The following is a 21,903-nucleotide window of genomic DNA, read 5'->3' as shown; positions in this document are numbered from 1 at the left end:
CCTGTGAATCGTACAACAATAGCCGCCTGAAAACTTCGGCCGCGCACGTATCACTGTGGATACGGCATAGGCCTCGACAACGGAATTGATGATGAAACTGTCTTTGCTGGGCCTGGCCATGGGCCTTGCCAGTCAGGCGGCCCTCGCCGCCCCCACCGCCCCGCCCCTGCAGGACAAGCAGGCTTTCATCGAGCACTTGATCAGCCAGATGACCGAAGCCGAGAAAATCGGCCAGCTACGCCTGATCAGCATCGGCCCGGAGATGCCCAAGGCGAAAATCCGCGAGGAAATTGCCGCCGGGCGTATCGGCGGCACGTTCAACTCGCGCACCGCCCCCGAAAACCGGCCCATGCAGGACGCTGCCATGCGCAGCCGCCTTAAAATCCCGATGTTCTTCGCCTACGACACCATCCACGGCGAGCGCACCATCTTCCCGATCGGGCTGGGCATGGCGTCAACCTGGGACATGGACGCCGTGGCCAAGGTCGGCCGCACTTCGGCCATCGAAGCTTCCGCCGACGCACTGGACATGACTTTCGCGCCAATGGTCGACATCGCCCGTGATCCCCGCTGGGGCCGCACCAGTGAAGGTTTTGGGGAAGACACCTACCTGACCTCGAAAATCGGCCAGGTGATGGTGCAGTCGTTCCAGGGCAGCAGCCCGGCCAACCCGGACAGCATCATGGCCATCGTCAAGCACTTCGCCCTGTACGGCGCGGTGGAAGGCGGGCGCGACTACAACACGGTCGATATGAGCCTGCCCAAGATGTACAACGACTACCTGCCGCCCTACCGCGCCGCGCTCGACGCCGGTGCTGGCGGTGTGATGGTGGCGCTGAACTCGATCAATGGCGTGCCGGCCACCTCCAACACCTGGCTGATGAACGACCTGCTACGCGGAGAGTGGGGCTTCAAGGGCGTGACCATCAGCGACCACGGTGCCATCCAGGAGCTGATCCGCCACGGCGTGGCGCGTGACGGGCGTGAGGCAGCCAAGCTGGCGATCAAGGCCGGCATCGACATGAGCATGAACGACACCCTGTACGGTGAAGAACTGCCAGGGTTGCTGAAGTCCGGCGAAGTGACCCAGCGCGAACTGGACCAGGCCGTACGCGAAGTGCTCGGCGCCAAGTACGACATGGGCCTGTTCAAAAACCCATACGTGCGCATTGCCAAGGCCGAAGCCGACCTGAAAGATTACTACACCGACGATCGCCTGCACCGCGACGCAGCCCGCGATGTGGCACGCCGCAGCCTGGTGCTACTGGAAAACCGCAACCAGACCCTGCCGCTGAAAAAAGCCGGCACCATCGCCCTGGTCGGCCCGCTGGCCGATGCCCCCATCGACATGATGGGAAGCTGGGCCGCCGACGGTAAGCCAATGCACTCGGTGACCGTACGCGAGGGCCTGCGCCGCGCCGTCGAAGGCAAGGCGAAGCTGGTGTATGCCAAGGGGTCCAATGTTACCGCCGACAAGGCGATTGTCGACTACCTGAACTTCCTCAACTTCGACGCCCCGGAAATCGTCGACGACCCACGCCCTGCTGCCGTGCTGATCGATGAAGCGGTCAAGGCCGCCAAACAGTCCGATGTGGTGGTCGCTGTGGTGGGCGAGTCCCGCGGCATGTCCCACGAATCGTCGAGCCGCACCACCCTGGAAATCCCGGCCAGCCAACGCGAGCTGATCAAAGCCCTCAAAGCTACCGGCAAACCTTTGGTGCTGGTGCTGATGAACGGCCGCCCGCTGTCGATTGGCTGGGAGCGCGAACAGGCTGATGCCATTCTCGAAACCTGGTTCTCCGGCACTGAAGGCGGTAACGCGATTGCAGATGTGCTGTTTGGCGACTACAACCCCTCGGGCAAGCTGCCAATCACCTTCCCGCGTTCGGTTGGGCAAATTCCGATGCACTACAACCACACCCGCATCGGTCGCCCATTCACGCCAGGCAAACCCGGCAACTACACCTCACAGTACTTCGAAGAGCCCAATGGCCCTCTGTACCCGTTCGGCTATGGCCTGAGCTACAGCAGCTTCGAGCTTTCAGGCCTGAGCCTGTCGCACACGGACCTCAAACGCGGCGACTCGCTGGATGCCAAGGTGGTCGTGAAAAACACTGGCAAGCGTGATGGCGAAACTGTGGTGCAGTTGTATCTGCAGGATGTCTCGGCTTCGATGAGCCGGCCGGTGAAAGAGCTGAAGAACTTCCAGAAAGTGATGCTCAAGCCGGGCGAATCGCGCACGGTCAGCTTCCGCATCAGTGAGGAAGATCTGAAGTTCTACAATGGCCAGTTGCAGCGTGTTGCCGAACCAGGGGAATTCAATGTCCAGATCGGGCTGGATTCCGAGGCAGTGCAGCAGCAGAGCTTTGAATTGCGGTAATGCTGTATCAGCCTTTTCACGGGGTGCGCCCTGTGAAAAGGCCTGCTTCGATATCCCATTCATCCCGGACCTGCCCCATGGCCTTCACCATTCGTGCCCTGCGCCTGGGGCTGATCACCCTGCTGATTGTGGTTGGCACTGCCCTGAGCGCCGGCTGGGCAATGCAAAAAGCCAAGCGCCAGGCCATGGAAGAAGACGCCCGCCGCGCCAGCCTGCAATTGGGGCTGTACGCCAACACTTTGCACACCCTGATTGAGCGCTACCGTGCCTTGCCCGCGGTGCTGGCCCTGGACCCTGAACTGATTGACGCCTTGCGCGGCCCGATCACCGAGCCGGTACAAGGTGCGCTCAACCGTAAGCTGGAGCGCATCAATGGTGCGGCAAATTCTTCCACCCTTGAACTGCTCGACCGCACCGGCCTGGCCGTGGCGGCCAGCAACTGGCGGTTGCCGACCACTTATGTAGGGTCCAACTACGGCTTTCGCCCCTATTTCAAACAAACCCGCAGCCAAGGCAGCGGGCGCTTTTACGCGGTGGGCGTGACAAGCGGTGTGCCGGGTTACTTCCTCTCGAGCGCCGTAACGGATGAGCACGGGCGCTTTCTCGGCGCCATGGTGGTGAAGCTGGAGTTCCCGGAGCTTGAGCGCGAATGGCGCCAAGGCAGCGACATTTTGCTGGTCAGCGACGCGCGCGGCATCACCTTCATCGCCAACCAGGACGGCTGGCGCTACCGCGAGCTGCACCCGCTTACCGGTGCCGACCGCGCCGAACTGGCCGAAACCCGGCAGTACGACAAGCAGCCGCTGGTGCCCCTGCAACATCACGTGCTCACCCGCTTTGGCAGCAACAGCCACCTGAGCCGCGTGCAAGGCCCGGACGGCAACGCCGAGTACCTTTGGGAAAGCCTGCCCCTCGCAGGCGAGGCCTGGACCTTGCACCTGCTGCGCAAGCCACAGGTGGCCGCCGACGGCCGCAACGCTGCGCTGGGCGCCGCCGCGGTGTGGCTGAGCCTGGTGTTCGCTGCCCTGTTCGTAAGCCAGCGCCTGCGCCTGGCCCGCCTGCGTCAGCGCAGCCGGGAAGAGCTCAAGCGCCAGGTTGAAGAGCGCACCCGCGAACTGCGCACGGCCCAGGAAGGTTTGGTGCAATCGGCCAAGCTGGCCGCACTGGGGCAGATGTCGGCAGCCATGGCCCATGAAATCAATCAGCCGCTGACCACCCAACGCATGCAACTGGAAACCCTGCGCCTGCTGCTTGACCATGGCCGATACGACGACGCGCGCAAGGCCCTGGAACCGCTGGAGCAGATGCTCACGCGCATGGCTGCGCTCACCAGTCACCTGAAGACTTTCGCCCGCAACAGCCCCGTTGGCCTGCGTGAGCGCCTGGACCTGGCAAACGTGGTCGACCAGGCCTTGCACCTGCTGGACACCCGCATCCGCAGCGACGAAGTTGAAGTCGCCCTTTACCTGGCGCGCCCCGCCTGGGTGCGTGGCGATGCCATCCGCCTCGAACAGGTCCTGATCAACCTGCTGCGCAATGCCCTCGATGCCATGGCCGACAAGCGCTTCAAACGCCTGGAAGTCCGTATCGAACCCGACAGCGAGCAATGGCGCCTGAGCGTCATTGACTCCGGTGGCGGCATTGCCGAAGCCAACCTGGCCAAGGTATTCGACCCGTTCTTCACCACCAAACCCGTGGGCGAAGGCCTAGGCCTGGGGCTGGCGATTTCCTATGGCATCATCACTGAAGCCGGTGGGCAACTGTGCGTGGAGAACCTGCCCGGCGGAGCCCGCCTGAGCCTTACCCTGCCACGCGACCTGGAGCCTATATGTTGAATTCGGTGATCGTCGTCGATGATGAAGCCAGCATCCGCAGCGCCGTTGAACAGTGGCTGAGCCTGTCCGGCTTCAGCGTTGAGCTGTACGCCCGGGCGGAAGATTGCCTTGCTCATCTGCCACCGCATTTCCCCGGGGTGATCATCAGCGATGTGCGCATGCCGGGCATTGGGGGGCTGCAACTGCTCGAACGCCTGCAAGCAGACGACCCCGACTTGCCGGTGATTCTGCTCACCGGCCATGGCGATGTGCCCATGGCCGTGGAAGCCATGCGCAACGGCGCCTATGACTTCCTGGAAAAGCCCTTCACCCCACAACACCTGCTGGGTAGCCTGCGCCGGGCGCTGGAAAAGCGCCAGCTGGTGCTGGAGAACCGCCGCCTGCATGAACAGGCCGACCTCAAGTCACGCCTGGAAACCACGTTGCTGGGCATGTCCCAAGGCTTGCAGCAATTACGGCGGCAGGTACTCGACCTTGCCAGCCTGCCCGTCAATGTACTGATCCGTGGCGAAACCGGCAGCGGCAAGGAGCGCGTGGCGCGCTGCCTGCACGACTTCGGCCCGCGTGCCGACAAGCCCTTCGTGGCCCTGAACTGTGCTGCCATCCCCGAGGCGCTTTTCGAAGCCGAGCTGTTCGGCCATGAAAGCGGTGCATTCACCGGAGCCCAAGGCAAGCGCATCGGGAAGCTTGAGTATGCCAATGGCGGTACGGTGTTCCTCGATGAGATCGAAAGCATGCCGCTGGCCCAACAGGCCAAGCTGCTGCGGGTGATTCAGGAACAGAAGCTCGAACGGCTGGGTGCCAACCAAAGCATCAGCGTCGACCTGCGCATCATTGCCGCAACCAAGCCCGACCTGCTGGAAGAAGCCCGCGCCGGGCGCTTCCGTGAAGACCTGGCCTACCGCCTGAATGTGGCCGAATTGCGCCTGGCGCCCTTGCGTGAACGGCGCGAGGACATCCCTTTGCTGTTCGAGCATTTCGCCAGCGCGGCTGCCGAAAAGCTTGGCCGTACCGCCCCGCCACTGCCGGGGGCGCAATTGGCACAACTGCTGTCTCACGATTGGCCGGGCAATGTGCGCGAACTGGCCAACGCGGCTGAGCGCCATGCGCTTGGGCTGGGGGCGCCAAACCTTGAGGTGGCACCTGCCGGGCAATCACTGGCCGACCAGATGGAGGCGTTCGAGGCGCAATGCCTGCGGGCGGCGTTGCGCCATCACAAGGGCGAAATCAAGGGCGTCATGGAAGCCCTGCTGCTACCGCGACGGACGCTGAACGAAAAGATGCAGCGGCATGGGTTGGTGCGGGAAGATTTTGTGATACGTGAATAGGCGGATATCCGCTTATTGAAGGCTTTCAATAGGCAATAATCCGCTTGCGATGAGGCTTTTCTGAACATTCCAAGCGACTTTTCCCATTACTGGCGAGATAAGCTCGCCCCTACGTAGACCGCGATGCTGCTGCATTTGGGGGCATCCATGCCCTCAAATGAATCATTGCCCCCCCCATTTGGCACACCTTCTGCAATTGCCCTGGCAAGCTGCGCTACGGCGCGCTCCACAAAAACAACGAGAAGGTATCCCTGATGGATAACGCCACCTCCCTGCCCGCCGGGGCGGCCATTGCGCCCGCCGCGGAAAAATCCACCGCCAGCCGCCTCAAGTCGATCTTCAGCGGCTCCGTTGGCAACATGGTCGAATGGTACGACTGGTACGTCTACGCTGCATTCTCGCTGTACTTCGCCAAAGCCTTCTTCCCCGCCGGCGACTCCACCGCACAGTTGCTCAACACCGCCGCGATCTTCGCCGTGGGCTTTTTGATGCGCCCGATCGGTGGCTGGCTGATGGGCCTGTACGCTGACCGCAAAGGCCGTAAAGCCGCACTGATGGCATCGGTACTACTGATGTGCGCAGGTTCGCTGGTGATTGCCCTGACCCCAGGGTACGAAACCATCGGTGTTGCCGCGCCCATCCTGCTGGTACTTGCCCGCCTGCTGCAGGGCCTGTCGGTGGGTGGTGAATACGGCACCTCGGCCACTTACCTCAGTGAAATGGCCAGCAAGGACCGCCGTGGCTTCTTCTCCAGCTTCCAGTACGTGACGCTGATCTCCGGCCAGCTCATTGCCCTGGCGGTGCTGATCATTCTGCAGAACGTACTGACCACCGAAGAGCTGTATGCCTGGGGCTGGCGTGTACCGTTCGTGATCGGCGCCCTGTGCGCGGTCGTGGCCCTGTACCTGCGTCGCGGCATGGAAGAAACCGCCTCGTTCACCAAGAAGGAAAAGGCCAAGGAAAGCCTGATGCGCACACTGATGCGCCACCCGAAAGAGCTGATGACCGTGGTCGGCCTGACCATGGGCGGCACCCTGGCCTTCTACACCTACACCACTTACATGCAGAAGTACCTGGTCAACACCGTGGGCATGAGCATCAGTGACTCAACCACCATTTCGGCGGCCACCCTGTTCCTGTTCATGTGCCTGCAGCCGGTGATCGGTGGGCTGTCCGACAAGATCGGCCGTCGCCCGATCCTGATCGCCTTCGGCGTGTTGGGCACCTTGTTCACCGTACCGATCCTCAGCACCCTGCACACCGTGCAGACCTGGTGGGGCGCGTTCTTCCTGATCATGGCAGCGCTGATCATCGTCAGCGGCTACACCTCGATCAATGCCGTGGTCAAAGCCGAACTGTTCCCTACCGAAATCCGCGCCCTGGGTGTAGGCCTGCCTTACGCACTGACCGTGTCGATCTTCGGCGGCACCGCCGAGTACGTGGCACTGTGGTTCAAGAGCAACGGCATGGAAACCGGCTTCTACTGGTACGTGACGGGCTGCATCGCCTGTTCGTTGCTGGTGTATGCAACCATGAAAGACACCAAGCAGCATTCGCGGATTACTACTGACTGAGTGGGGTTCACGGGCTCGACGAAGGGGGCGTATCCACACGATACGCCCCCTTTTCCATTCTCGTGAGCCGACTGATCCGGCTATTCGGCTCATCAAATGAGCCGAATAGCGCTATTATTCGGCTCACGCCCCCGAGTCGAGGTACTCATGACCGCCCCTTTCTGGGTCTGGCAACAGCCGGACTGGCCTGACTTCCGCTGGAACGAGGCGCAGCTTGCGCCCGTTTTGCGCAGTTGCGTCGAAGCTCAAGGTCGCTTGTCGGGCAGGGTCGGCGCGGTAGACGAACTCGACGAAAGTGAAAACATCCTCGACACACTGCTGCAGAACATCGTCACTTCCTCTGCAATCGAAGGTGAACAGCTGAACGTAGGTTCGGTACGTTCATCGCTGGCTCGGCGGCTGGGTATCAATGACGCTGGCCCCACAAATGCACGCAGTGAAGGGTTGGCAGCGTTGATGCTCGATGCCACGCAGGGTTACTCACGCCCCCTGACCCTGCAACGCCTGTTCAGCTGGCATCATTGGTTGTTTCCCGAAAACAACGACCTCCTGGCTAAGCCGTTACTGGTGGGCCAGTTGCGTGACGATGCACCAATGCAAATCATTTCCGGGCGTATCGACAAACCCACCGTCCACTTCGAAGCCCCGCCCCGCAGCGGCCTTGAAGATGAACTCGAGCGTTTTCTACACTGGTTCAGCGAAAGCCGGCATGCCACAGGCCTAGACCCACTGATACGCGCCGGTATCGCACACTTCTGGTTCGTGACATTGCACCCCTTCGACGATGGCAACGGACGGCTGACGCGCGCCATTACCGACCTGGCACTCGCTCAGGGTGAGCGCCAGGCGATTCGCTTTTATGCCATGTCCGCGAGCATTCTGGAGGACCGTGCCGGCTATTACCGTGTACTGGAAAGCAGCCAAAAAGGCGATGTGGACATTACCGAATGGCTGGGCTGGTTCCTCGACACATTGCTGCGCAGCCTTGATCAGGCGTTGCTGCGCGTCGACCGAGTACTGATCAAAGCCAGGTTCTGGCATGCCCACCGTGCCGACAACTTGCTGCCCGAACAGGTCAAAGTGCTCAACCGGCTTATGGATGGCGGGCCACGAGGTTTTGAGGACGGTATCAGTGCTGCCCAGTACCAAGCGGTAGCAAAGGTCTCCAAGGCCACTGCAACCCGCCATCTTGCGGACCTCCTCGAGAAAGCCTGCCTGACACGCCTCCCCGGCGGCGGGCGCAGTACTCGTTACCAGATCAATGTGCAGGGCATTTCCAGCAACTGATGCCTTTCGCGCCATTGTTTGCTGCCTTAACCGGCCATTAATTCTACGCCCCCAATCTGCAATGGCTGGCGAAGCTTGTGCTTCGCCTTGAGGCTTGTGCGTGACCAGCGCGCAGCAACATGGAACTGGATAAGTATTTTTGCGCCCCTATACATCTATAAAGTTGATTGTTTAACGCTATTTTTTGAGCTTTTTAATCAAATTAATCGGCGTAGCATTAAACCCATAGAAACAAACAACCTCAAAACCCAACGGAGCAACGACCATGCAAAACAAACTGATCCTCACCCTGGCCCTGTCGGTATTCGCTGCTGGCGCTTACGCCGAAGACGGTTTCGACCGCACTAGCGCCCACACCTTCGCCGCAGCTCAGACCCAGTCTGCTACCTACGCTGAAGACGGCTTCGACCGCACTGGCGCCCAGCGCTTCGCTGAAGATGGTTTCGACCGCACCGGCGGCCAACGCTTCGCCGAAGACGGCTTCGACCGCACCGGCGGCCAACGCTTCGCCGAAGACGGCTTCGACCGCACCGGCGGCCAACGCTTCGCCGAAGATGGCTTCGACCGCACCAACGCCCACCGCATCAGCTGATGCCTGATGCGTGCAACCAGCCCGGCTTCGGCCGGGCTTGATCATTTTCAGGTGGCAAAAGGCTTGGCACACTAGGCACCTCACCCCCCAAGAGGTAGGGCCAGCAAGCCCAGCGCAGATGTATTACTACGAACCCGCCAAAGGCCACGGCCTGCCCCACGACCCCTTCAATGCCATCGTCGGCCCCCGCCCGATCGGCTGGATCTCCTCCCAAAGCAGCGACGGCCAACTGAACCTGGCGCCGTACAGCTTCTTCAACGCCTTCAACTACATCCCGCCGATCATTGGCTTCTGCAGCGTCGGGCGCAAAGACAGCCTGAACAACATCGAGCAAACCGGCGAATTCGTGTGGAACCTGGCGACCCGCCCCCTGGCCGAGCAGATGAACCAGAGCTGCGCCGCCGTGGCGGCCGATATCAATGAGTTCGAACTGAGCGGCCTGACCACTGCGCCATCGCGAGTCGTCAGCGTGCCGCGAGTGGCCGAGACCCCGGTAGCTTTCGAATGCAAGGTAAGCCAGATCGTGCAGCTCAAGCGGGCCGACCAGGAGTTGGTGCCAAGTTGGCTGATTCTGGGCGAAGTGGTGGCGGTGCACATTGCCGAACACCTGCTCAAGAACGGCATTTACGACACCGCTGCCGCCGAGCCGATCCTGCGTGGTGGTGGCCCGGCGGATTACTTCGAGCTGGGCAACCTGTTCAAAATGAGCCGCCCACAGGTGTGATCACCAGACCAGCTCGCCTTCCTCGGACACACCCTGAAGGCGGGCAAGTTCGGCGCAGGCGGCTTCGTCAGCCGCTACTGCGCTGCTGAACACCTGGCCATCCAGCACTTTGTGAAAACGTGGTGCGCCGCCCATGACCAGCGCCTTGACTGCAATGGCAGCGTTGTAACCCCCACCTTGCACCGGGACCATTGCCGAAACTGCTTCAAACTGCGGGAACTCTCTACGTGCCATGTTGCCTTCCGCTTGATTCATCGAAGGCGGCATTCTAGCGCCAAGCCATCAATCAAAGGTATGCAGGTCAAGGCTGCTGACCACCTGTTCCTGCAGCAACTCACCAAAAACTTGCAGGGTAGGCGAAGCAAAGTAACCACTCATCGCCTGCTGGTCGCGCCAACTGCCGCTGAGCAGCCACAGGTCGTCATCGGTTTGCGAACGCTGCACGTTGAAGCTCAGGCACCCCGGGGTACGCAACGAAGGTTCGAGCATATCGCGCAGGCGCGCGCCCAGCTCAGCCGAACGACCGTTGCTGGCGCGGATGAAAGCCAAGTGTGTGACCGGTTGTCGTAGGGTCATTGCACGATCTCCTTGAAGCAGACGGACGAAAAAGCCAGGCTGCCAAGGTTAGGGGCTTACCCGCGCGGCGCGTTAGGCCGATACTGCCTGTCGATTGCCTGATCCTGCAGCGCGGCAGGATCAGGCAATCGCCGTGCAGGTTTCGACTAGCGCCCGCCATTGCCCAAACCTATGCTGCGACGGTCAGCAGAGGAACACCACCATGACCAACGCCCCGTCCATCGATCCGACCCTGGAAGTACAGCGCCAGGAACTGGCCGAGCTGATTTGCCGGCATGCCGGTGAACCCCATGGCCCTGCCTCAGCCATCGATGACTTGTACCTGGTGCGCTACACCGAAAATGTCCGCTCGGTGCCGACGCTCGCCCAACCCGCGTTGTGCATTCTTGCCCAGGGCAGCAAGAGCCTGTTCCTCGGCGATGAGCAGTACGCTTATGACCCGCTGCACTACATGGTGGTATCGGTAACCCTGCCCGTCAGCGGCGTGAGGCTCGACGCCAGCCCTGAGCACCCCAGCCTGGGCCTGCGCCTTGATCTGGACGCAGCCGAAATCAGCCAACTGATTGCTGAAAGCGGGCCGATGCTGGTGCCGAATCTGCCGTCTGGGCGTGGCTTGTATGTAGAACGCACTGATCCGCAGCTGCTGGACGCCTTGCTGCGGCTGATCCGCCTGCTGGATACGCCACGGGATATCCCCATGCTGGCGCCCCTGTGCCGCCGTGAAATCCTGTATCGGCTGCTGCGCGGCCCCCAAGGCTACCGCTTGTATGAAATCGCCTTGGCCAACAGCCAAACGCATCGGGTGAGCCAAGCCATCACCTGGCTCAACCAGAATTATCAGCTGCCGTTACGTATCGAGGACTTGGCGCGGGAGGTCAACCTCAGCACCTCTACGCTGCATCACCGGTTCAAGGCAGTGACGTCGATGAGCCCGTTGCAGTATCAGAAGCAGTTGCGCCTGCAGGAAGCACGGCGCCTGATGCTTAACGACGGGCTGGAGGCGGCGGTGGCTGCGTACCGGGTGGGGTACGAAAGCCCGTCGCAGTTCAGCCGGGAGTACAGCCGGCTTTATGGCGCGCCGCCGATTCGGGATGTGGCGCGGTTGAGGTCGAGTGCAGGGTGACGTTTTTGCGCTGCCTGGCCCGGCTTCTCGCGGATAAATCCGCTCCTACAACTACAACGCAGCCCCTGTAGGAGCGGATTCATCCGCGACAGGCCGGCAGCCTTAACCGCAAACCGACGCCTGCCACCGGTTCTGATCAACCTGAATCAGCGTCGGCCCATTACGATCAACTGCCCGCCCAAGCGCGGCCTGCAACTGTTCCACATCTGCCACATCCTCAGCCTCGGCACCCAACGCACGCGCCACGCCGATAAAGTCCGGGGTATGGATATCCACTCCAACCGGCTCGATGGCGCGGTTGACCATGTATTTCTTGATTTCCTCATACCCCTGGTTGTTCCACAGCAGCACGATCAGCGGCACCTGGGCTTCCACCGCACTGGCCAGTTCCGGCAAGGTGAATTGCAACCCGCCATCGCCGATCAGGCAAACCGCCGGTGAACGCTCAGCCGGGCGTTCGGCGCTACCGAGCCAGGCGCCCATCGCAGCTGGCAGCGCGTAGCCCAAGGTGCCGTAGCCGGTCGACGCGTTGAACCAGCGGCGGGGGTGATCCAGGTCCAGCGTCAGGTTGCCGGTGTAGACCGGCTGGGTCGAATCACCGACCAGCACGGCATTGGGCAGGCGCTGCAAGATACTGGTCAGCAGGCGGGTCTGGCTCAGTGTTGGCTGGTCCCATGCAGTAGCCAGTGTTTCGCGCAGGCGCTGCGCCCGAGCCACGCCCCATTCAGCATCACGAGCCGGTTGCGGCAAGGCCTGCAGTGCTTCGCACAAGGCTTCGGCCGCCAACTCGGCATCAGCCACCAATGCCAGCTCTGGTAAATAGTTACGCACGGCCTGGTCCGGGTCGATGTCGATGCGCAGCAAACTGCCCCGGATTTCGAAGCCACCCTTGAAGGTCACGTCGTAATCGGTTTCGGCCAATTCGGTGCCGATTGCCAGCACCACATCGGCTTCGGCCACCAGTGCCCGTGTGGCTACCATCGATTGGGTAGAACCGATTTGCAGCGGGTGGCTTGCAGGCAGCAACCCCTTGGCATTGATGGTCAACGCCACCGGAGCCTGCAAGTGCTCGGCAAGGCGGGCCAATGCCTTGCCCGCCGCCAATGCACCACCGCCCGCAAGAATCAGCGGCTTGCGGGCCTTGGCCAGGCGCTCGGCCATCGCCGCAACGGCCTGCGGTGCGGCACCCGCGCGGCTGCTGCGCACGGGGCGGCCGGGCAACAGGTGGTCGGCCGGCTCAACCAGCACATCCAGCGGGATCTCGATATGAACGGGCCGCGGTCGTGCGCCATCAAATACTGCAAACGCACGGGCCAGTGCTTGCGGCAGGTCGTCAGCGCTCATCAACGTTTGCGAGAACGCCGCCACGCCAGCCACCAGCGCGCTCTGGTTGGGCAGCTCGTGCAACTTGCCCCGGCCGCCACCCAACTGGTCACGGGACTGCACGCTGGAAATCACCAGCATCGGGATCGAGTCGGCATAGGCCTGGCCCATGGCGGTTGTGATGTTGGTCATACCGGGGCCGGTGATGATGAAGCAAACCCCCGGCTTGCCACGGGTACGCGCATAACCATCAGCCATGAAGCCCGCTCCTTGCTCATGGCGTGGGGTGATGTGGCGGATCGATGAGCCTGCCAGCCCGCGATACAGTTCCACGGTATGTACACCGGGGATGCCGAAGACATGGTCAACGCCATAGCCTTCAAGGAGTTTGACCAGTACTTCGCCGCAGGTTGCCATCGGTATCACCTTGCATTTTGTTGGGTTGTGCCCCCATTGGACCCAACGCACGGCTATCGCCACAATGCAAAAAAACACATACTAGCCATGTCCTTTAATCATGGCTTGCCACGATGAAACGCCTTCCGCCGCTCCCCGCACTGCATACCTTTCTGGTCACCGCCCAGCACTGCAACTTCACCCGCGCCGCCCAGCAGCTGCACATCACGCAAGGTGCCGTGAGTCGGCAAATTGCCGGGCTGGAAGAGCATTTGGGATATTCCCTGTTCCAGCGTCAGGCCCGAGGCTTGAGCCTGACCCGCGAGGGCCAGGACTGGTTGCCCCGCGTACAGCAAGTGTTCGCCCTGATCGAACAAGGGGTGCGCGAAGTGGGCGGGCGCAGTGCCACCCTGCAGCTCAAGGCACCCACGTGTGTAATGCGATGGCTGTTGCCTCAATTGATGGAATGGCAGGCGCTACGCCCCGATGTACCGGTGGAGCTGACAACCACGGTGCAACATGGGGTGGACTTTCGCCGTGAAGGGTTCGATGCAGCCGTGGTCTACGGCGATGCGCCAAACCACGGGCTGCACGTGCGCAAACTGTTCGATGAGCAACTGACGCCAGTTTGCGCACCCTCGCTGCTGGCCGGGTCGGTACCACTGACTCGAATTGAGGACTTGGAGCGCCACATGTTGCTGCACCCGTCGCGCGATGAGCACGACTGGCGGTTGTGGTTGCAGGCCGCTGGCGCAGTGATGGAAGCACAAGGCCCCCGCCAGCACTTCGAAACGCTGGACATGGCCATGGCTATGGCTTCGCAAGGAACCGGGGTGGCCATCGGCGACTGGGCGCTGATCGGGGATGACCTGCGTAGCGGCCGGCTGTGCATGCCGTTTGCCGTGAAAGTGAAAACCGGCAAAGCCTACTACCTGGCCTGCCAGGCAAAACAGGTACCGGCCGGCCTGAACGAACTGCTGGACTGGCTGGAGCAGCGCGCCAGCCAGTGACCGGCTCAGTAGCCGACGGTGAAGCGCTGCCGCGAGTGGGCCGGTTTCTCCAGCTCATCAATCATGGCAATTGCAAAATCAGCGAAGGTGATCCAGCTTTTGCCATCGGCATCTATAAGCAAATGATCGTTGCCCAATGTGTATTTTCCCGACCGCTCACCTTCGACAAACTCTGCCGAAGGCGAAAGGAACGTCCAGTCCAGGCCCTGCTCCTGACGCAGCGCATCCAGGAAACGCACCCCGGCACTGGCCTCAGCCTTGTAAGCCTCCGGGAAATCCGGGCTGTCGATGACTCGGCTCTGATCAGGTAGCAAGAGGCTGCCCGCTCCGCCCACCACCAGTAAGCGTTTCGCCCCGGCGCGCTTGACCGGCTGGATGATTGCCTGCGGCTCAAGGGTGGAAAAATGCGCCGCGCTCAATACTGCGTCCACACCGGCGACTGCCGATTGCAGTGCTGCACTGTCTTTGGCATCCAGCGCCACGGTGGTGACGCCCTCACGGCCCTGCAACCGGGAAGGGTCGCGAGCAATGGCCACTACACTGTGCCCGCGGCGCAGCGCTTCTTCCAGCAACTGGCTGCCTGCGCGCCCAGTGGCGCCGATAATTGCGATTTTGCTCATGGGGAACACTCCTTCAATTGAATGGGATTACCACTTCATCTCGCCCTTGGCGACCTTCGCCCCCAGCTCCAGGGAACTTTCATCAGCCAGGCCCGGGTAGCGGTTTTTCATCGCCACGATCAGCGCGCCAGCGTCTTTCGCCTTGGCAGTTTCGATATCGAAATCGCGGATGTATTGCGCCGTAAAACGCACGGCTTCCAGCGAACGGCTGCTGGTGCCCAGGTAATGGCCAGGAACCACGGTCCGCGGTAGCAGCGCCTCAATGCGCTTCAACGTAGCGAGCCAGTCGAAATGGGACTTGGCGGACTGGGTATCAGCCATCCACACATGAATATGCTCGGACACCACAACGCCTCCAATCACCGCTTTGATCGACGGGACCCACACAAAACTGCGATCCGGCTGTGGGCCGTCCAGGCCGATCACTTCAATGGGCTTGCCTTCAAGCATCAGGCGATTGCCTTCAAGCACGTGCGGTACCACCAGCCGCGCCGGTTTGTCGCTGCCCATCTGCGGGCCCCAATAGGCCAGCTTGGCGTCCATGGTCTGGCGGATGTGTTCGGCAGTGGCAGCCGAGGCGACCACCCTGGCCTGCGGAAACGCCTGGGTCAGGGTGTCGAGGCCAAAGTAATAGTCGGGGTCGCCGTGGCTGATGTAGATGGTGGTCAGTTGTTTGCCACCCGCGCGCACGCGCTGAACCAACTGTTCTGCCTGGGCCTTGCCGAACTGTGCGTCGATCAGGATGGCGTCCTTCTCGCCACTGACGATGACCGAACTGACCGGGAAGATTGCCTCATGCCCGGGGTTGTAGACCTCAAGCTGCAAAGGTTCAGCCGCCAGCGCCGGGACGCTCAAAGCCACACAGGCCAACAGGAGGCTACGTAAAGGGGTGAAAACAGACATGGGCACCGCCCCTGGAAAGGAAGAATGCCCCTAGCTTAGTTGCCCGATTCATCGCAAAAAATGCGATGCTGCAACATAGTTTGTTTCTGAAATCGGGCAAATCATGGACCGTCTGAACGCCATGCGCGTGTTCGTCACTGTTGTCGACCTGGGTAGCCAATCAGCAGCGGCGGATCACTTGCAACTCTCCCGCCCGGTGGTTTCGCGTTACCTGGCCGAGCTGGAAGACTGGGTGGGGGCTCGGCTGATGCAGCGCACCACCCGCAAGCTCAGCCTTACGGCTGCGGGCCTGCATACCCTGCCACGCTGCCGGCAACTGCTGGAGCTGGCCGGCGACTTGCAAGCAGCCGTGCGCCAGCCGGATGACGCCCCCCGTGGTGAACTGCGCATCAGCGTCAGTACATCTTTCGGCCAGGCGCAGTTGGTGGATGCCGTTGCCGAATATGTAAGGCGCTACCCCGCTGTGAACGTCGAACTGCAGATGCTCGATCGCACGGTCAACCTGGTGGATGAACGCATCGACCTGGCCATCCGTACCAGCAACGACCTGGACCCGAACCTGATTGCCCGCCGCCTGACGATATGCAGGTCAGCAATCTGCGCGGCACCCGCTTACCTGCAAGAACACGGCACGCCAAGGCAGGTTGAAGAATTAAGCGGGCACAATTGCCTGACCCATACCTACTTCGGTCACAGCCTGTGGCACTTCGAGGTGGATGGCCAACAGGTTGCTGTGCCGATCAAGGGCAATATCAGCGCCAATGAAGCGATGACCTTGCAGAAGGCGGCAATGGCAGGCGCTGGCATTGCCATGCTGCCGACGTATCAAGCCGCCGAAGCATTGCGCACCGGCGAGCTGGTGCGGTTGCTGCCCCATGCCAAGCCACGCGAGCTGAACCTGAATGCGGTGTATACGTCGCGCAAGCACATGCCCGCGACCTTGCGCAGCATGCTGGACTTCCTGGCTCAGCGCTTCACCGACGAACCTGAATGGGACAAGTAATGCCTCCCCCTTTCGCGTAGCTGGCCTATGCTTATGGTTATCACCTGTTGCACAACAGGAGGTCGGCACCATGAGCATCAGAACCAGGCGTTTTGCCATCGTCTTCGCCCTGATGGCCGTAGCGGGCTTGTACGGTTCAGCCTGCTGGCGGGTAGAGCTGCTGCGCAGCCAGCCCAGTTCCGCAGCCAGTTGCCAGCACGAGCACTGCGTCCCACAGAGCGCCACCTTGAGCGCCGTTCGTTGAGTTGAACGGCGCCAGGCCGGTTACTCCTCGACGCTCATGTATTCCTTGGCCCAGCGGATGTAATCCTCGGGCTGGGTGTAGGTGTGCGAGAGTTCGGTAGCACTAAGGTTTTCAGACTTGTTCTGCTGCCCGCGCTGCAGGCGCAGGCAATCGTAAGTGGCCTTGATCGCGGCAAAATAGGCGGCATGGCCATCAACCACCACACGCACGCCAAGGCGCGCCAAGCGCTCGTCGTCACGCAAGTTGGGGTTGCCGTAGGTCACCAGCATCAGCGGCACGGTCAAGTGCTCGGCAATCTGTTCCAGGTGCTCGAAGTCCTTCACACCCACCATGCAGATACCGTCGGCACCGGCCTTCTGGTAGCTCTGGGTACGTACGATGATTTCTTCGGTGCTCAGCACCCCGGCGTTGGTCCGGGCAATAATGGCCATCGACGAATCGACGCGCGCTTCCAGTGCAGCGCGAATCTTACCAACGCCCTCTTCGACCGAAATCAGGTCGGTGGACTTGCGCCCGAACTGTGCTGGCAGCAGCGTGTCTTCGATGGTCAGGCCCGCCACACCAGCGCGTTCCAGCTCGATGATCGTGCGCATCACATTAAGGGCGTTGCCATAGCCGTGGTCGGCATCGGCCAGTACCGGCAACTGGGCAACGCGGCCGATGCGGGTAGCCTGTTCGACGAATTCGCTGAGGGTGATGAGGGCGAAGTCGGGGGCTGCCAATACCTGCAACGAGGCGACCGAGCCACCTAGAATGCCGACTTCAAAGCCCAGGTCGGCGGCGATGCGCGCCGACATCGGGTCAAACACGGATGCGGTGTGATAGCAGGAACCTGAAGCGAGCAGCTCGCGGAAGGCAAAACGCAGATCTTGATGGGAAGCCTTGGGCATGATCACTCCGCTTATATATATGTAGAAACTGAACGGTTGCTACCGACCCCTGAATCGGGTCTACCTGACCTGTTCCAACCGTCGCCATCTGGGCGGTCATGCTCGACATGCAGGCAGAGGAATAAAAGGTGTGGGATACAGCGCCAGGAAAACCTGCGGCAATTTGCTGCACCATGCTGGTGCAAGCCGCGGTATTCAGCTGCTGTGGCATACCAACGATATCACGCAGCCATGTACCGCTGGATGAATGTGCCAATGCCGATCTTGCATAGGGGATGCAGATAGTACATAGGAAGCTACCTAACTCGGGTTACAATTTGTGGCATTGATCGTGTGTGCGCCGATGATTAGCACATGCAACTGCCATACCCAGCCAAGGTGCATCCGTGACCGCCGCCCTGCCCCCCATAGCCCTGCGCAACGTTTTGATCGCCCTGATGCTGGCAATCTTCCTTGGCGCGCTCGACCAGACCATCGTCGCCGTTTCACTGCCGGCCATCTCCGCTCGATTCAACGATGTGGGTTTACTGGCCTGGATCATCTCCGGGTACATGGTGGCAATGACCATCGCCGTGCCGATCTACGGCAAGCTGGGTGACCTGTACGGGCGTCGGCGCATGATCCTCACCGGCATCAGCGTGTTCACGCTGGCCTCGATCGCCTGCGCCCTGGCCCAGGACATGCAACAACTGGTTATTGCCAGAGTGCTGCAGGGCATTGGCGCAGGTGGCATGGTTTCGGTAAGCCAGGCGATCATCGGTGACTTCGTGCCACCGCGCGAACGGGGCCGCTACCAGGGATACTTCAGCAGCATGTACGCGGTGGCCAGCGTGGCCGGCCCGGTACTGGGCGGATGGTTGACCGAATACCTGTCCTGGCGCTGGGTGTTCTGGATCAACGTACCTCTGGGGCTGATCGCACTGTGGGCTATTCGTCGCGCGTTGGCGGGCATGCCGGTACAACGTCGCCAAGCAAATGTGGATTACCTGGGTGCCGTGCTGTTGATTCTCGGCTTGGGTAGCCTGCTGCTCGGCATCACGCTGGTCGGGCAAGGCCAGGCATGGAGCGCACCGGCTGTGCTCACCCTGTTTGCCTGTGCCGGCCTCGGCGTGGCCTTGTTCATCGCACATGAACGGCGCTGCCAAGAGCCATTGCTGCCCATGGGGCTGTTCGGCAACCGCGTGGCGGTGCTGTGCTGGGTGACCATCTTCTTCGCCAGCTTTCAGTCGATTTCACTCACCATGCTGATGCCTTTGCGTTACCAGGGCATTACCGGCGCGGGCGCCGACAGCGCCGCGTTGCACCTTCTGCCACTGGCCATCGGCCTACCCATAGGCGCATTCACCGGCGGGCGCATGACCAGCTTCACCGGCCGCTTCAAACCACAGATTCTGGCCGGGGCAATCCTGATGCCACTGGCCATCTTCGGCATGGCCTGCACACCACCACAATCCACGCTGCTCAGTGGCCTGTTCATGCTACTAACCGGTATTGCCTGTGGTTTGCAGTTCCCGACGTCACTGGTCGGCACACAAAGCGCTGTAGACATCAAAGACATCGGCGTTGCCACCAGCACCACCAACCTGTTCCGCTCACTTGGCGGTGCGATGGGGGTGGCGTGCATGTCCAGCCTGTTGCTGGCGCTCTTGCATCAAGGCGGGTTTGAACTGATGGGTAACCCGTTGCTGGGCAGTTTGCAGGCAGGTGAACCGGACCCACTGACGCAGGCTCGTTTGCTCGAAACGTTCCGCCACCTGCTGCTGGGTAGCGCCGTGATTGCCCTGATGGGGCTTGTGGCCGCACTGGTGCTGCCGGACAGGCAGTTGCGTGGCCGTTAACCTGTGGGAGCGGCCTCGTGTCGCGAAAGGGCTGCGAAGCAGCCCCGGCAATTACTGTTGCGAAGCCGCAATCCTGGGGCCGCTTCGCAGCCCTTTCCGACCGGTCCGGCGCCCCGGCAAGGCCGCTCCTACAAACAGCAGCTCAGGCCAGCGGGGCTTAATGCACTGTTAATACAAAGGGAAAACACTCCCTCACAATCCTTAACAAAGTGTCATTTGCGCAATGCAGGGCTCAAGCGCAGCATATCCAGCCCGGTGTCGACCCATTTTTCGGCATCGCGTAACAGTTCGAAACTGTCCGGCAGCAGCAACCAGCGCCCGATCAGGCCATCCACATAGGCAAACAAGGCCACGGCCGCACGCTCTACATCAAGCTCCGCAGGCAACTGGCCGCGGCGCACGGCATTGGCCAACGCCAGGACAATGCTCTCATGGCAGTCCACCACTGCGCCCTGGCGCTGCTGGCGGATTTCACACATGTCATCGGTGAACTCGCACTTGTGATGCAGGATTTCATTGATACGCCGGGTACGGGCGTCCAGCACCAGCTCGTTGAACACCTGCAGAAGCAGCTTGCGCATGCAGCCCAGCGGGTCCAGTTCGTCCTCGCTCTCGCTGGCGCGTGCCAGGTGGTCATGGGTTTCGTGCAGGCTGTCCAGCAGTGCCTGCACCAGTTCCGCCTTGTTGTTGAAGTGCCAGTAGATCGCCCCACGGGTCACGCCCGCCAGTTCGGCGATGTCGGCCAGGGTGGTTCGCGCAACTCCGCGCTTGTAGAAGGCCCGTTCCGCTGCCTCGATAATCTGGGCGCGGGTTTCCTGGGCTTCTTCTTTGGTTCGACGGACCATGGCAGTACAACCTCATCTGGGCCCGCATGCACGCCGCTGCGGGGAAATCGCCGGGTTCACCTCTGCAGGGTGACTGCCGGATGGGCAAATCAAGGGCTGTGGTAGTAACCAGGTACCACCCAGCGGTATTTACAAACAACCGTGAATGTAAGTATATTCGTTAGTAAGCTATTTATCCACACGGATAGATATTTTTCTGACAAGACTCTTCCACTACTCTTGAGCAACTCCCAGCTCTAGCGACCCGAGGATCCTCATGCAATTCAAGCCAGCCGTTACCGCTCTGGTTTCCGCCGTCGCCCTGGCAACCCTGCTAAGTGGCTGCAAGAAAGAAGAAGCCGCGCCCGCAGCGCAGGCTCCTCTGGTCGGCGTCGTGACCCTGCAACCGCAAGCCTTCACCCTGACCTCGGAACTGCCAGGGCGTACCAGTGCCTATCGCGTGGCCGAAGTGCGCCCGCAGGTCAATGGCATCATCCTCAAGCGCCTGTTCAAGGAAGGCAGCGAGGTCAAGGAAGGCCAGCAGCTCTACCAGATCGACCCGGCCGTTTACGAAGCCACCCTGGCAAACGCCCAGGCCAACCTGCAGGCTACTCGCTCGCTGGCCGAACGCTACAAGCAACTGATCGACGAGCAGGCCGTGTCGAAGCAGGAATACGACGACGCCAATGCCAAACGATTGCAGGCAGAGGCATCGCTCAAGAGCGCTCAGATCGACCTGCGCTACACCAAGGTCCTGGCACCGATCAGCGGCCGCATTGGCCGTTCTTCGTTCACCGAAGGTGCGCTGGTGAGCAACGGCCAGACCAACGCCATGGCCACCATCCAGCAGCTCGACCCGATCTACGTCGACGTTACCCAGTCCACCGCCGAGTTGCTCAAGCTGCGCCGTGACCTGGAAAGCGGCCAACTGCAGAAAGCCGGCGCCAACGCCGCCTCGGTGCAACTGGTGCTGGAAGATGGCAGCCTGTTCAAAGGTGAAGGCCGCCTGGAGTTCTCCGAAGTGGCAGTCGATGAGACCACCGGTTCCGTCACCCTGCGCGCCATCTTCCCCAACCCCGATCACACCCTGCTGCCAGGCATGTTCGTGCATGCGCGCCTGAAGGCCGGGGTCAACAGCAACGCGATCCTGGCCCCGCAACAGGGCGTGACCCGCGACCTCAAAGGCGCGCCGACCGCACTGGTGGTCAACCAGGAAAACAAGGTCGAACTGCGCCAGCTCAAGGCCAGCCGCACCCTGGGCAGCGACTGGCTGATCGAGGAAGGCCTGAACGCGGGTGACCGCCTTATCACCGAGGGCCTGCAGTACGTGCGTCCGGGTGTGGAAGTGAAAGTCAGCGACGCCACCAACGTGAAAAAGCCGGGCAACCCTGACCAGGCCAACGCGGCCAAAGCAGACGCCAAAGCGGAGTAAA

The 21,903-nt window shown here is 61.4% G+C and carries 20 protein-coding genes; 13 read left to right on the top strand and 7 right to left on the bottom strand.

Translation table 11 applies throughout. The annotated features are described in order from the left end of the window. Window positions 1-88 precede the first annotated feature (88 nt). The 7 genes from bglX (at window position 89) to PVV54_RS05020 (ending at window position 9,720) form a co-directional block, all read left to right on the top strand. On the top strand, window positions 89-2,380 hold the full coding sequence (gene bglX / locus PVV54_RS05050; protein ID WP_274908889.1) for a beta-glucosidase BglX: 2,292 nt from the start codon (window positions 89-91) through the stop codon (window positions 2,378-2,380). A gap of 77 nt (window positions 2,381-2,457) precedes the next feature. Then, entirely contained in the window at window positions 2,458-4,215 is a 1,758-nt protein-coding gene (locus PVV54_RS05045) for a sensor histidine kinase (RefSeq protein ID WP_274908888.1), read from the top strand. Further along, complete coding sequence (locus PVV54_RS05040) at window positions 4,209-5,543, top strand: sigma-54-dependent transcriptional regulator (protein ID WP_274908887.1); 1,335 nt, start codon at window positions 4,209-4,211, stop codon at window positions 5,541-5,543. The genes PVV54_RS05045 and PVV54_RS05040 overlap by 7 nt, the downstream gene beginning before the upstream one ends. Window positions 5,544-5,797: 254 nt before the next feature. Continuing rightward, the gene (locus PVV54_RS05035) at window positions 5,798-7,117 is read left to right on the top strand and encodes an MFS transporter (protein ID WP_274908886.1); all 1,320 of its coding nucleotides are present in this window, start codon (window positions 5,798-5,800) and stop codon (window positions 7,115-7,117) included. A gap of 147 nt (window positions 7,118-7,264) precedes the next feature. Beyond that, window positions 7,265-8,404, top strand: coding sequence for a Fic family protein (locus PVV54_RS05030; RefSeq protein WP_274908885.1), 1,140 nt, complete (start codon window positions 7,265-7,267; stop codon window positions 8,402-8,404). A gap of 265 nt (window positions 8,405-8,669) precedes the next feature. Further along, entirely contained in the window at window positions 8,670-8,996 is a 327-nt protein-coding gene (locus PVV54_RS05025; RefSeq protein WP_274908884.1) for a hypothetical protein, read from the top strand. Window positions 8,997-9,114: 118 nt separating this feature from the next. Beyond that, a complete protein-coding gene (locus PVV54_RS05020) occupies window positions 9,115-9,720 on the top strand; it encodes a flavin reductase family protein (RefSeq protein WP_274908883.1) in 606 nt (201 codons plus the stop codon). Here PVV54_RS05020 and PVV54_RS05015 read toward each other — a convergent pair whose 3' ends face one another. Then, window positions 9,721-9,954: a hypothetical protein gene (locus PVV54_RS05015; RefSeq protein ID WP_274908882.1), complete on the bottom strand. Its 234-nt coding sequence runs from the start codon at window positions 9,952-9,954 to the stop codon at window positions 9,721-9,723. Between the two features lie 48 nt (window positions 9,955-10,002). After that, window positions 10,003-10,296 carry a putative quinol monooxygenase gene (locus tag PVV54_RS05010; RefSeq protein ID WP_274908881.1) on the bottom strand — a complete coding sequence of 98 codons (294 nt, stop codon included), beginning with the start codon at window positions 10,294-10,296 and terminating at the stop codon, window positions 10,003-10,005. A gap of 202 nt (window positions 10,297-10,498) precedes the next feature. On the opposite strand from PVV54_RS05010, the gene PVV54_RS05005 reads away from it, so the two are divergent. Then, on the top strand, window positions 10,499-11,419 hold the full coding sequence (locus PVV54_RS05005) for an AraC family transcriptional regulator (protein ID WP_274908880.1): 921 nt from the start codon (window positions 10,499-10,501) through the stop codon (window positions 11,417-11,419). 102 nt (window positions 11,420-11,521) lie between these two features. Here PVV54_RS05005 and PVV54_RS05000 read toward each other — a convergent pair whose 3' ends face one another. Further along, window positions 11,522-13,159 (bottom strand): 5-guanidino-2-oxopentanoate decarboxylase, encoded by a 1,638-nt coding sequence (locus PVV54_RS05000; protein ID WP_274908879.1) that lies wholly within the window; start codon window positions 13,157-13,159, stop codon window positions 11,522-11,524. Window positions 13,160-13,272: 113 nt separating this feature from the next. On the opposite strand from PVV54_RS05000, the gene PVV54_RS04995 reads away from it, so the two are divergent. Next, window positions 13,273-14,148: a LysR substrate-binding domain-containing protein gene (locus tag PVV54_RS04995; RefSeq protein WP_274908878.1), complete on the top strand. Its 876-nt coding sequence runs from the start codon at window positions 13,273-13,275 to the stop codon at window positions 14,146-14,148. Between the two features lie 5 nt (window positions 14,149-14,153). On the opposite strand, the gene PVV54_RS04990 is transcribed toward PVV54_RS04995, so the two are convergent. Continuing rightward, window positions 14,154-14,768: an NAD(P)-dependent oxidoreductase gene (locus tag PVV54_RS04990; protein ID WP_274908877.1), complete on the bottom strand. Its 615-nt coding sequence runs from the start codon at window positions 14,766-14,768 to the stop codon at window positions 14,154-14,156. 27 nt (window positions 14,769-14,795) lie between these two features. Further along, complete coding sequence (locus PVV54_RS04985; protein ID WP_274908876.1) at window positions 14,796-15,671, bottom strand: MBL fold metallo-hydrolase; 876 nt, start codon at window positions 15,669-15,671, stop codon at window positions 14,796-14,798. A 103-nt stretch (window positions 15,672-15,774) separates the two neighbouring features. Here PVV54_RS04985 and PVV54_RS04980 point away from each other — a divergent pair, with 103 nt between their 5' ends. Further along, window positions 15,775-16,674, top strand: a complete 900-nt coding sequence (locus tag PVV54_RS04980; RefSeq protein WP_274908875.1) for a LysR family transcriptional regulator — start codon at window positions 15,775-15,777, stop codon at window positions 16,672-16,674. Between the two features lie 70 nt (window positions 16,675-16,744). Further along, window positions 16,745-16,918 (top strand): hypothetical protein, encoded by a 174-nt coding sequence (locus tag PVV54_RS04975; protein ID WP_274908874.1) that lies wholly within the window; start codon window positions 16,745-16,747, stop codon window positions 16,916-16,918. A gap of 20 nt (window positions 16,919-16,938) precedes the next feature. Here PVV54_RS04975 and PVV54_RS04970 read toward each other — a convergent pair whose 3' ends face one another. Beyond that, window positions 16,939-17,808 (bottom strand): isocitrate lyase/PEP mutase family protein, encoded by an 870-nt coding sequence (locus PVV54_RS04970; RefSeq protein WP_274908873.1) that lies wholly within the window; start codon window positions 17,806-17,808, stop codon window positions 16,939-16,941. Window positions 17,809-18,194: 386 nt separating this feature from the next. Between PVV54_RS04970 and PVV54_RS04965 the strand changes: the two genes are divergently transcribed. After that, a complete protein-coding gene (locus tag PVV54_RS04965; protein WP_274908872.1) occupies window positions 18,195-19,646 on the top strand; it encodes an MDR family MFS transporter in 1,452 nt (483 codons plus the stop codon). 212 nt (window positions 19,647-19,858) lie between these two features. Here PVV54_RS04965 and ttgR read toward each other — a convergent pair whose 3' ends face one another. Further along, on the bottom strand, window positions 19,859-20,491 hold the full coding sequence (gene ttgR / locus PVV54_RS04960) for an efflux transport transcriptional regulator TtgR (protein WP_274908871.1): 633 nt from the start codon (window positions 20,489-20,491) through the stop codon (window positions 19,859-19,861). A gap of 256 nt (window positions 20,492-20,747) precedes the next feature. Here ttgR and ttgA point away from each other — a divergent pair, with 256 nt between their 5' ends. Next, window positions 20,748-21,902 carry a toluene efflux RND transporter periplasmic adaptor subunit TtgA gene (ttgA, locus tag PVV54_RS04955; RefSeq protein ID WP_274908870.1) on the top strand — a complete coding sequence of 385 codons (1,155 nt, stop codon included), beginning with the start codon at window positions 20,748-20,750 and terminating at the stop codon, window positions 21,900-21,902. Window position 21,903 lies beyond the last annotated feature (1 nt).

It is taken from the genome of Pseudomonas sp. PSKL.D1, assembly GCF_028898945.1.
In the GTDB taxonomy this organism is placed as follows: domain Bacteria; phylum Pseudomonadota; class Gammaproteobacteria; order Pseudomonadales; family Pseudomonadaceae; genus Aquipseudomonas.
Note: the sequence above shows the minus strand (reverse complement) of the source record. Positions and strands in the feature narration are given on the sequence as shown.